The organism is Proteus sp. PR00208, assembly GCF_016238545.1.
Classification (GTDB): domain Bacteria; phylum Pseudomonadota; class Gammaproteobacteria; order Enterobacterales; family Enterobacteriaceae; genus Proteus.
On the sequence record NZ_JAEHQE010000006.1, the window covers coordinates 54,590 to 66,461 of the forward strand.

General features: G+C 37.0%; 12 protein-coding genes. 4 read left to right on the plus strand and 8 right to left on the minus strand.

What is annotated here, in order from left to right; translation table 11 throughout:
- The first annotated feature begins 98 nt into the window (after positions 1-98).
- Together JEP36_RS06290 and JEP36_RS06295 are read left to right on the plus strand one after the other, a co-directional pair.
- Positions 99-1,514: an aminotransferase-like domain-containing protein gene (locus tag JEP36_RS06290; protein WP_198619958.1), complete on the plus strand. Its 1,416-nt coding sequence runs from the start codon at positions 99-101 to the stop codon at positions 1,512-1,514.
- Between the two features lie 114 nt (positions 1,515-1,628).
- A complete protein-coding gene (locus tag JEP36_RS06295) occupies positions 1,629-2,198 on the plus strand; it encodes a HutD/Ves family protein (RefSeq protein WP_198629989.1) in 570 nt (189 codons plus the stop codon).
- A 57-nt stretch (positions 2,199-2,255) separates the two neighbouring features.
- Here JEP36_RS06295 and JEP36_RS06300 read toward each other — a convergent pair whose 3' ends face one another.
- Positions 2,256-2,867: a LysE family translocator gene (locus JEP36_RS06300; protein WP_100160242.1), complete on the minus strand. Its 612-nt coding sequence runs from the start codon at positions 2,865-2,867 to the stop codon at positions 2,256-2,258.
- A 161-nt stretch (positions 2,868-3,028) separates the two neighbouring features.
- Between JEP36_RS06300 and JEP36_RS06305 the strand changes: the two genes are divergently transcribed.
- Complete coding sequence (locus tag JEP36_RS06305; RefSeq protein WP_023582027.1) at positions 3,029-3,493, plus strand: Lrp/AsnC family transcriptional regulator; 465 nt, start codon at positions 3,029-3,031, stop codon at positions 3,491-3,493.
- Positions 3,494-3,596: 103 nt separating this feature from the next.
- On the opposite strand, the gene JEP36_RS06310 is transcribed toward JEP36_RS06305, so the two are convergent.
- A complete protein-coding gene (locus JEP36_RS06310; RefSeq protein ID WP_198629990.1) occupies positions 3,597-3,821 on the minus strand; it encodes a hypothetical protein in 225 nt (74 codons plus the stop codon).
- Between the two features lie 179 nt (positions 3,822-4,000).
- Positions 4,001-4,897 (minus strand): class A beta-lactamase, encoded by an 897-nt coding sequence (gene bla / locus JEP36_RS06315; RefSeq protein WP_198630011.1) that lies wholly within the window; start codon positions 4,895-4,897, stop codon positions 4,001-4,003.
- Between the two features lie 171 nt (positions 4,898-5,068).
- On the opposite strand from bla, the gene JEP36_RS06320 reads away from it, so the two are divergent.
- Positions 5,069-5,947 carry a LysR substrate-binding domain-containing protein gene (locus JEP36_RS06320; protein ID WP_198630012.1) on the plus strand — a complete coding sequence of 293 codons (879 nt, stop codon included), beginning with the start codon at positions 5,069-5,071 and terminating at the stop codon, positions 5,945-5,947.
- Positions 5,948-6,016: 69 nt separating this feature from the next.
- Here the strand turns inward: JEP36_RS06320 and lhgO are convergent, their stop codons facing one another.
- The 5 genes from lhgO to JEP36_RS06345 all read right to left on the minus strand — a co-directional run bounded on the left by lhgO (position 6,017) and on the right by JEP36_RS06345 (position 11,864).
- A complete protein-coding gene (gene lhgO / locus JEP36_RS06325; RefSeq protein ID WP_109372189.1) occupies positions 6,017-7,219 on the minus strand; it encodes an L-2-hydroxyglutarate oxidase in 1,203 nt (400 codons plus the stop codon).
- 15 nt (positions 7,220-7,234) lie between these two features.
- Positions 7,235-7,948, minus strand: coding sequence for a FadR/GntR family transcriptional regulator (locus JEP36_RS06330; protein ID WP_109372191.1), 714 nt, complete (start codon positions 7,946-7,948; stop codon positions 7,235-7,237).
- On the minus strand, positions 7,949-9,916 hold the full coding sequence (locus JEP36_RS06335) for a TRAP transporter permease (RefSeq protein ID WP_109372193.1): 1,968 nt from the start codon (positions 9,914-9,916) through the stop codon (positions 7,949-7,951).
- A gap of 12 nt (positions 9,917-9,928) precedes the next feature.
- Complete coding sequence (locus JEP36_RS06340) at positions 9,929-10,963, minus strand: TAXI family TRAP transporter solute-binding subunit (RefSeq protein WP_109372195.1); 1,035 nt, start codon at positions 10,961-10,963, stop codon at positions 9,929-9,931.
- A 388-nt stretch (positions 10,964-11,351) separates the two neighbouring features.
- The gene (locus tag JEP36_RS06345; protein ID WP_198619963.1) at positions 11,352-11,864 is read right to left on the minus strand and encodes a DedA family protein; all 513 of its coding nucleotides are present in this window, start codon (positions 11,862-11,864) and stop codon (positions 11,352-11,354) included.
- Between the last annotated feature and the right edge of the window lie 8 nt (positions 11,865-11,872).

Consider the following 11,872-nt stretch of genomic DNA (forward strand, 5'->3'; position numbering starts at 1 on the left):
GGTAAAACGTGTGGATTAGTAGACCATATGACAGTAAGCTATAATAGTGACAATAAGTTTAAAAATGACTATAACAGTTTTGAGGTAAACAGTTTTATATGACTCGATATGAACAGCTTGCATCGCAAATACGCCAACAAATTGAAGATAATATCTGGCAATCTGGCGACCGTTTACCTTCATTGCGGGATACGGTGAAACAATCAGGTTTAAGTTTAATGACTGTTTTACAATCGTACCAGTTATTAGAAAGCCAAGGATGGATAACAGCGCGACCACAATCAGGTTATTACGTTGCACATCGTAATAACCGTTTCGGTCAAGTAACCGCTAGCAAAGGGCTACACATGAGTGAAAATGTTGAAATTAGCACCTCTATTTTCAATGTACTTCAAGCGTGTAAAGATCCTGAAATTATTCCTTTTGGTTCCGCTTTCCCCGATCCCAGCCTATTTATTCAGCCTAAATTAAGTAGCGCATTGGCTTCTGCTGCAAGGCATTTAGCGCCTCAAAGTTCAGTGATCAATCTACCACCAGGAAATGAAAAGTTACGCCGTAACATTGCGCAACGCTATGCATTACAAGGAATTCATGTCTCTCCAGATGAAATTGTGATTACTGCTGGTGCAATGGAATCACTCAGTTTTAGTTTGCAAGCCGTTACCGAACCGGGTGACTGGGTCGTGATTGAATCACCTGCATTTTATGGTGCATTACAAGCCATTGAGCGTTTACGATTAAAAGCGATTGCCATTAGAACAGATCCAGTAACAGGAATTTGTTTAGATGAACTCGAAAAAGTGGTTGAGCAATACGATATTAAAGCCTGTTGGTTGATGAGTCATTGTCAAAATCCATTAGGTGGAACAATGCCTGATGAAAATAAAATAAAGCTGGTGGATATATTAGCGAAGAAACAGATAACGCTAATCGAAGACGATGTCTATGGCGAACTCTATAACAGCCAGAAAGCACCTATGCCAGTAAAAGGTTTTGATAAAACAAATAGCGTTTTACATTGCGCTTCTTTTTCTAAATGCCTTGCACCGGGATTTCGTGTGGGTTGGGTTGCAGCTGGAAAACATGCAACAAAAATACAGCAGTTGCAAATGATGAGTACAGTATCTGCGAGTATGCCAACACAACAAGCTATTGCCGATTATTTGTCACAAGGTGGCTATGATACGCATCTTCGCCGATTAAGATTATTATTAGAACAAAGGCGTTATCGTATGTTACAAGCGATACAAACGCATTTATCAGAAGATGTAAAAGTGAATATTCCATCAGGAGGATATTTTCTCTGGTTAGAATTTGAATCAACATTTGATGCGAATAAACTCTATCATTTTGCATTAGAGAGAGGTGTCAGTATTGCGCCAGGTTCAATGTTTTCCACCAGCTCTCAATTTAATCATGCATTTCGTTTAAACTCTTCTTTTCAATGGAATAGTCGTACTGAAAAAGGAATGGAAATTATTGGAGAAGGGTGCAGAAAATTACGACGTAAATAGCTGACGCCAGCGCACATTTTTAAAAGTTAACTATTGATTTATTGACGGTAATCTCCAATGATTGATCCCTAACCTCATTATCAGACTGATAGCCAGATATTGAAGGAGGATACAATGAAGCTACGTTGTTTTGATCAACAAGAGTTACCGTTTATATCATGGAATAATCAAAAAGGCACAACGCAAGAAATTGTGTGCTGGCCAGTTAATAATGATTTTTCATGGCGAGCGTGTTTAACCTCTATCGAAGAGAATAGCTCATTAGGACAGTTTCCTGACATTGAACGGCAAATAGTGCTATTAGAAGGTAATGGCATCAATTTAAATAGCCCTGGTTTTCTTAATCATTCCGTTACTGACTTTTATCAGCCTTTTGATTTTTCAGGTGATATTCCTGTTAAATCTGAACTTATTAAAGGCAGCGTAAAGTGTCTAAATATTATGGTGCGTCAGACATGTTGGAAAGCAGAGACGACCTTAATAACACAACCGCTTATTTTACCTAGTTCTCATGCAGGATTAATTTATGTCACTCAAGGTGAATGGACTTTAATTGGCGCGACTTGCCAGCATTTATCAAAAGGACAGGGGGCTTGGTGGTTACCTGATATTCGAGAAGGTGAAATAAGAGCGTTAACCGCAAACTGTCAATTATTATGGGCAGATATTCGACCACTTAAATAGAGGGCATTCTTGTGGTCAAATTCTGATTAGAATAATAAATAGTGCTTAGGATTAAGGCTAATTTAAAGCCAGATTAATTGCTGCAAATGTGAGTAATCCACCCGCGATGCCATCGTTATAGCGGCGACGTTTTTCACTTAAACCGCCTTTTAAGCCAATATAAGCAAAAAAGGTGCCGAGCAAACCATAAATAATTAAGCAAGTCGTGATAAATATCCCAGATAACAGTAATGATTGTGTTGCGATATCATTATGATTATCAATAAAGTTTGGTAAAATAGCGAGATAAACTAATAGTCCTTTAGGATTAAGAAAACTGGTTAAAAAACCTTTACGAAATAAGTGTGAGGTTTTTGAGGCATCGAGGGCTAATTGACCTTTTTTGCAGGCGGATATCAACATTTTGACTGCAAGATAACTGATATAAAACACACCAACCCATTTGAGTAAATGAAATAAAATGGGTGATGCTGACACTAAGGCGGCAAGCCCTAATGCGCTTAGTAATGCATGGGTTAAATAGCCTGATATAACGCCAGCGTTGGCAACCCATGCAGATTTCATACCGCCTGATAGCCCTTGAGATGAGATAAAAAGAATATCGGGCCCAGGTGTGCAGATAAGCGGTAGAACCGTTAATGCGAATAATAATAAAGTGTTAAATTCCATCTTTTCACCTGATAGAGATAGTTTAAGAGAAATATCGTTTTTGCTGTGAAATTTAGCGGAAAGATTATATGATGTTTTCGAAAAAATCGGGTTGCTTTGTTGCTAACAAAAAGAATTAATTGGCAATAAAATTCCATAAATAGAATTAAGGTTAATCTTTGATGTCAATAAAATTAGATAAGATAGATAAACATATTTTGCAGGTGCTTCAACGTGATGGCAAAATCCAGAACATTGAGCTGGCAAAAGAGGTTGGACTCTCACCTTCTCCTTGTCTTCGTCGCGTGCGTTTACTTGAAGAATCTGGTGTGATCACTCGTTATGTTGCTGTATTAGATGGTAGTAAGGTTGATGCAGGGTTATCTTTATTTGCAAGAATTTGGTTTAGAGCACAAGATGCTGAAACTATTGAAGAATTTGTAAAGGCTATCAAGGTATTACCTGAAGTGGTTGAGTGTCATTTAATGGCAGGCGAATGCGATGCGCTAATTCGAATTGTGACGAAAGATTTAGCAACGTATCGTCGCTTCCATGCCGATTATTTAACACAAATTCCAAGCATCCAAAGTATAAAAACAGAAGTACCAATGGAAACGGTAAAAGTGAGTTTTGCTTTGCCACTTTAATTTTCTAAACAGTTAGGTTTAGTTGATTTTAAATTATCACACGATATTCTTAGTCGAGAAAGCCTCTAGTTAAAGTTAACGGAGGCTTTTTTATAACTATAAGTTAAATTATCCAGCTTTTAATAAAACGATATATTTCTGGTGTATAAAGCAACATACAAATAAATAATGATGCACCAATAAAATAGATATCAAATGACCAAGTACATAAAGAGACAATAATTAACATTAATATTGTAAGAATGACGATACAAAGTCTGATCTGTGTAAGAGTTATTTGACCTGCACACGATAATAACTCACCAATTAACTCAAAAAAATCGGACATCTTACTTCCTTAAAATAAATCCATTTAATAGAATTAAGTATATTAGGCTTATTTATTACAGTCTAATTTTTTATCTTTAAGTTATTTTACTTATATTGTTCCGTGTACTCTTGTAATAATAGAGCTAATAAGTAGCTCTATTATATTTAATTTCCTGTTAAGATTATCAATAAAGAAATTTATTTTTTTTGAGATAAATTGGAAAATTCTTTTGTTACAATCTCTGTGGCTTTCACAATAATATCTTTACGGTATTTTGCATCTTGTTCTTGTTGTGTGAAATAGACCACTAAAATTAATGGTGCATGGTTTTTAGGCCAAATAACGGCGATATCATTAGTCGTACCATAATCACCACTGCCAGTTTTATCCCCAACAATCCAGTGTTTTGGTAAACCCGCTTTAATACTGTGATCACCTGTTGTATTGCCTTTTAACCAAGTAACAAGCTGTTGACGTTGAGATTGACCTAATGCGTCACCTAATGTCAATGCTTGAAGGCTTTTAGCCATAGCAATTGGAGAAGTCGTATCACGAGGATCACCATGAATTGCTGTATTTAATTCAGGCTCTTTACGATCTAGGCGATAAGTTACATCATTAATTGAACGTGCAAATTGAGTGACTTTGGCTGGACCACCTAAATAATCTAAGATTTTATTCATTGCTGTATTATCGCTATATTGCAACGTAGCAGCACTTAATTGAGCTAAAGACATTCCTGTTACTAAATGTTTTTCTGTAATAGGGCTGTAAGCAACTAAGTCGGATTTTTTAATTGTAATATTCTTATCTAATAATCCCGCTTGTTTTTCACTCTCTTTTAAAACTGCCGCAACAGCCATAACCTTACTTGTACTTGCCATCGCAAAACGTTCTTCACCACGATATGTTATTTGTGAATTATCTTCCGTGTTGATTAAAGCAACACCTAAACGACCTTGGCTATATTTTTCAAGCGTACTTAATTGCTCTTCAATCGTATTATTGGTGTTAGCCCATAACATTGGAGATACCAATAGAGATATTAATGAAACTGCAATCGTCGCTGTTTGGCGAAATGTTGTTTTAAACATAGTCATTGTTGCTCATATTAAGTTAATAAAGAAAATATCAATATAAATAGACAGTTATTGAGTAGATATAGAGCCGTTTATTTATGAGGTGCAATATCCTATTTAATTGATTTATTGACAATCGATAATAAATCACCTTAGCCTATAGAAAATCTAATGGCTAAAAATATTATGCGAACTCATCTTCCCCTAAATGCATTACGTGCATTTGAAGCTTCAGCAAGGCACCTTAATTTCACCAAAGCGGCATTAGAGCTGTATGTCACTCAAGGTGCTGTTAGCCAACAAGTGAGAATGTTAGAAGAGCGACTTGGCGTTATTCTTTTTAAGCGTTTACCCCGTGGCTTAGAAATGACGGATGATGCCCAGATTTTATTTTCTGTGTTAACAACGGCTTTTAGTGATATTGAGCGTGTATTTAAGCAATTTGAACGTGGTGAATATCGCGATGTTGTTTCAATTGCGGCTGTTGGCACATTTGCGGTGGGATGGTTATTACCTAGATTAGCTGAATTTAGGCAGTTATATCCAAGAATAGAATTAAATTTAAGAACAAATAATAATGTGGTTAATTTGGCTACTGAAGGATTAGATTTTGCGATTCGATTTGGTGAAGGTTTATGGCCATTGACACATAATAAAGCGTTATTTTCTGCGCCATTAACGGTGTTATGTTCATCAGATACAGCGAAACGTTTACAACATCCGACAGATTTAATAAATGAAAACTTATATCGCTCTTATCGAGAAGATGAGTGGTTACAATGGTTTGAAAAAGCAAAGATGCCGCCGATAAAAATAACAGGCTCTATTTTTGACTCTTCACGCTTAATGATTGAAAGCGCAATTTATGAAGGGGGAGTTGCATTAGCACCAGCAAAAATGTTTTCAAGAGAAATTAAAAATGGTCAGTTAGTACAACCCTTTAAAATAGAAGTTGAATTGGGAAAATATTGGCTAACATATTTAAAATCAAAGCCAATGACAGCATCAATGGAAATATTTCAACAATGGCTAATGAATGAAGCGCTAAAAGAAATCAGTGAATGATATAAAAATAAAAAAGCACTGATTAATCTCAGTGCCATTTGTTGTTTTTACTTGCATATATTTTTTCAATTACAAAGAAAAATGCTCTTTTACTATTTCTCTGCCTATTTCAATAGATGCGGTTGCAGCAGGTGATGGAGCATTACAAACATGTAGCGAGCGTTTGCCTTTTACAAAATGAAAATCATCTACTAATTTCCCTTCACGAGTTAACGCTTGGGCTCTAACACCCGCAGGACCTGGATGAATATCTGCTTCACGTAAATCAGGAATGAGTTTCTGTGCATTTGCAGTAAATAATTTACGTGAATATGAGCGGCGAAGCTCTGCCATTCCTTCACCTAAATAATTTCCAGCAATTTTCCAAAATCCTTTATAAGTCAGCACTTCAGTGAGATCTTTTAAGTTAATATCGCTTTTTTTATAGCCTTCACGCTTAAATGCTAATACTGCGTTAGGTCCAACATCACGATGCCCGTTATACATACGCGTAAAGTGTACACCTAAGAAAGGAAAATCAGGATTAGGAACAGGGTAGATAAGATGGTTTACTAAGTAGTTTTTATTAGCATTAAGCATAAAATATTCACCACGGAATGGGACTATTTTCATTCCTGTGTCATAACCTGCCATTTTAGCAATACGATCACTAAATAAGCCGGCGCAATTAATCAACCATTTACCTGTAAATTGATTATTGGATGTTGTGACAGTAACAGTATCATCGGTTTCATTAATTGCTGTCACCGTTTGTCCAAATGCAAATTCACCGCCTCGTGATTGAATAATTTCAACGTGTTTTGCTGCAATTTCAGGGTAATTCACAATACCTGCATCAGGAACTAATAGAGCCGCGATACCATTGACATAAGGTTCTCTGACTTTAAGTTCAGATTCAGTCATTTTGATAACTTCAAGCCCGTTTTCAATGCCACGTTGATAGATATTTTCTAACGCTTTTAACTCTTTTTCATTGGTAGCAACAATAACTTTGCCACAACGATCATAATAGAGATTATGTTGTTGGCAAAACGCATATGTCGTAATGTTGCCTTGTTTTGCCAGCCTTGCTTTAAGGCTCCCTGGTGTGTAATAAATACCGGAATGAACAACATTACTGTTATGCCCACTTTGGTGAGCAGCAGGGCCTGACTCTTTATCAATCACTAGCAATTTCAGCTCAGGTTGACTCTCTTGTAGCGCACTTGCAACCCCTAATCCAACTAATCCCGCACCAATAATAATCACGTCATAAGCCATAATATTATCCATTTTATAAATTTTAAATTAACAGGGTTCTTGTTGTAATCGCTTTAATTTGCCACGTACATTGGTTAAATGAAGACGCATTCTATGGCTTGTTTCATCGTGATCTTGTTGGCGTATTGATTCGACAATTGCCTCATGTTCCGCAATCACTCGCTCAATTTCAGTATCTCGTCCTTTGTTTTTACTTAGCGAATACATTAATACGCCAAGGTAGAGTTCGTGTAAGTTATCTAAGATCTGGACAAAAAAAGAGTTATGAGAGGCAACCATAATAGAACGATGAAATTGATAGTCCTCTTTATGACCAATACTTTTGTTCTGTCTTGTTGCTAAAACAAAGGCATCGTGGGCGTTTTCGATAGCGCGTAATTCTTCTGGTGTTCGACGTAAAGCGGCAATAGCTGCCGCTTCATGTTCAATGACCTCACGCATTTCGAGCAGTGAATCTATCTCTTCAGGGCAAGCAATTTCCATTACCAATGGTTCATATTTACTGAGTATAGAATGGTCAATTACACGGCGACCACCCCCTTGGCGTGAAGTTACTATGCCACTGGCTTCTAAGACACCTAATGCTTCTCTGATGGGAACTCGACTGACACCAAAGGCGTCAGCAAGTACATTTTCAGAGGGTAACTTTTCACCAATAGGGTAAGTCCCGTTACTAATATTTTGCTTTATCTGCTCAAGAATTTGATGCGACGCTTTTTGGCGTGAGATCTTTTGTATCATCTAGTTTTCTCCAGATGCATGCTCCATATTGGCTAACTGTTTTTTAGACCGTAATAAATGGAATGCACCCGTTAATAGGATCAAGGCGACACCTAAAAGGTCGGTATATAAGCCCGGTTTAATCATTAGAATTGCCGCTGCTGCAAATGCAATACGCTCAAACCATGTTGTTTTAATCATCCAGAAGTTTGCCGTTGCGATACTGAGTGCATAAATTCCGATTAATGCACTAATAATCATTAATCCAATTGAAAGTACACCTAAATTATCACCTTGCATCAGTAAAGCAGGGTTATAGACTAAAATAAACGGAATAATAAAACCGGGAAGTGCTAAACGAACCGCATCCCATGATGTTTGCATTGGATCAGCTCTAGCAATACTGGCCGCGGTATAACTTGCTAATGCTACGGGTGGTGTAATATTGGATAAAGCTCCGAACCAGAAAACAAAGAAGTGAGCCGCTAAAGGCATAACACCCGCTTTAATTAAGATAGGTGACACTGTAACGGCTACGACAATATATAACGCCGTTGAAGGTAAACCCATACTTAATACAATGCACACTAGCATAACGACTAATAAGATCATCCATAATGTGTTATCTGTCATTGAGACGATATTGAATGCCAATGTTGCACCGATACCTGTCATTGTCACAACACAGATGATGACACCGATTGCAGCACAAGCGACAGTCACTTGAACAGATCCACGAGCCGCTTCCGCTAAGGCGTCAGCTACTTTAGTTAATGTCATACGGACTGATTTATCAGGCGTTATCCAACTTGCGACAATAATGGTCAGAATACCTAAGAAGCCTGCATAAATAGGTGTTTTACCCACTAATAAAGTGCCAATAACAATAACTAAAGGTAGTAATAATAAACCACGCGCTTTTAATACCGCTTTAACTTGTGGAATATTCTCTTTACTTAAACCTTTTAATCCTTGTTTTTTGGCTTCGATATCAATCGCCATAATTAAAGCTGCGTAATATAACAACGCTGGAATAATCGCTGCAATAACAATAGTGGTATAAGAAATGCCTAAAAAGCCCGCCATAATAAATGCGGCAGCACCCATAATAGGTGGCATTATCATACCGCCTGTTGATGCTGTTGCTTCTACGGCACCCGCAAAGCGAGGCGTTAATCCTATGCTTTTCATTAAAGGAATGGTAAAAGTCCCCGTTGTTGCTACGTTGGCGACAGCACTTCCACTTAATGAACCTGTTAATGCAGATGAAATAACAGCGACTTGAGCAGGACCACCTCGGCGACGACCCGCAAGAGCAAGTGCTAAGTCATTAAACAGGGCTGTTGCGCCACTGACACTTAAGAACGATCCAAAAAGAATAAAGACAACAATCGCTGTCGAGGCTGTTGAAAGGGTGATCCCAAAAATACCTTCACTGGTCATAAATAAACGGTATAACAATCTTTCTACAGAAAATCCGGCATGACCGAAAATACCCATAAAATACTGACCAAATAAAGCATAGATAATGGCAAAAGTTGCAAGCCCTGGAATGAAATACCCAGTGGTTCTTCTTGCTGCTTCAAACAGTACAATAATACCCAGTATTGCCATGACATAATCGGTAGTGTTGGGAATACTTTTTCTTACAACATGAAGATCGACGTAATTAAAGAAAAAATATCCATAACTGATTAATGTTAAAGCAATAAAAAGATAATCCCATCCATTAAATTTAGGCGTTGAAAAACGCTTAGAGAATGGAAACAGAATAAAGCCTAGAATTAAAATACCGCTAAGAAAAATAGTATTACGGTAAAATTCTTGAGTATTTGATAATGCGTTGGAATAAATAGCGTAAAGCGAAATTAATATTGCAAGAGTCGTGGTAATTTTCAGGTAAATACCTGCAAGTTGGCGATTGCCGGAGCTTGCTTCTTTATCTAATGCAGGTGGCTCTACCGGAGTTAGGTGGTCATTGTTAGTCATAACTCACTCCTGTTATTTATTATTAGTCTGCGTTTGAGCTTCAGGTGGAATAAGATAATCAGGGATCTCTAATCCGATTTCTTTGTAGTAGCGGTAAGCCCCTAAATGTAATGGTACAGAAACACCTTTTAATGCATTTTCTGTGGTGATGTACTTGGCTGCGCTGTGAACTTGGTGAACCTCTGGAAGGTTCTCAAACATAGTTTTTGTCAACTCATAAACCAGATCATTATCAATGCTGGTTGTGGTCATTAAGATATTAGGTTGAGCAATCGTATTGACCATTTCAGTTTGACGAGGGTAGGTGTTGGCGGGGATTTCAAAACGAAACCATGAATTCGCTACATGATTGATATCATCAAGTTGCTTATCCGTGACTTCGAGTAATTTTGCACTGACACCACTTGCGTACATATCAGTTACCGCAGAAGCTGGCACCCCAGCAGGTAATGCACCACCATCAAGGCGGCCATCTCGCATGGCAGAAACGGTATCGCCATATCCAAGATATTCAGGTGTGATATCTTTTTTAGTTAAATTCACGCCTTGAAGAATAATAATCGTGGATTGTTCAGTACCACTGGCTTGAGGACCCACAGAAAAGCTAGTCGCGCGAATATCTTCTAATGTGCCCGTTTTTACTTTGTTATCCATTAAAACAAAGTGCTCAACATTAGGCCATAACATAGAAATTGAACGCAGATCTTTTTCTGGTTTGCCTTCAAAATTACGCACCCCTTCATAAGCCTCTACGGCTAAAAGGCTTTGTAAAATTGAAAGTTGAGCTTCATTTTTCTGCATTAAATAGATATTTTCTATTGATCCCGCTGAAGATTGTCCTGTTACTTGAACACCTCTGTCCTTAAGATGTGTACTCCATACGTTTGCTAAACCCACTCCCATCGGATAATACGTTCCTCCTGTTGAAGCGGTTGCTACAGAGAGAAATTGTTTATTCGCATTCTCTTTTTTGCCGATTACTGCTAATGAGACAACAGCAATAACAGCAACAATACCGATGGCAAGCTTTGTTTTTCTTATTCTCATGATGTTGTTCCTGTACATAAAAACGCAGGTGAATGTTTCACACTAACTTGTATACAACATGACAACTTTTATAGAAAACAAGAAAGTTAAAGAATTGTGAGGTGGCGTAATGAAATTTAAACAAGAAAATAACAATTTGTGATCAACATAGTAATTATGCAATTTTTAATCATAATTATGGTGATAGTCATAAAACACAAAAGAAAATATCAATAACTTGCTAGGGAAACGATAAAATGAGCTAAAAAATAGCCTATTTATCGATAATAAAAAATAAAATGAAAAAAAGAGAAGTTGGTAGAAATTTAAACAATTTTGCGAAAAAAAGTGAAAATAGATGAGTTTGAGAATTAAGAAAATAAGTAAAATTAAGGATTAATCAGTATTCCTATAATGCAATAGAGAGCACTCCTGTTGCAATTAGAATAAACATTGCAGACCACACCAATGCAGAAATAGCGCTAGTGATATAAATACCATAAGCAGGTAATTTTAATAAGCCTGCACTAAAGGGTGTTAAATAACGAAAGACAGCTAAGAATCGAGAAATAAACAAAATATAGTACGTTTTATTTTTTAATAACTGTTGAACTCGATTTATTTTTGATTGATAACGCTTAACCCACAATTTAAGACGAGGAAAACGATAAATTGAACACCCCAATTCATAGCTTAAAATTGAACCTAATAAGGCACCAAGACTGGTTGCTAACCAAAGAAATATCGGGGAGTAAAGTGGTAAACAGGCACCAAAAATAAAGATCAACATCAAAGATGCTGGTGGCAAAAATGAAGAAATACCGATGGTCGATTTTCCAGCCGTGATTAAGATAATAGATAAGAATAGGGTAATAGGAGATAAGTGACTCAATGAGTCTAATACCATGTGAAAGATTTCCATTTAATTAT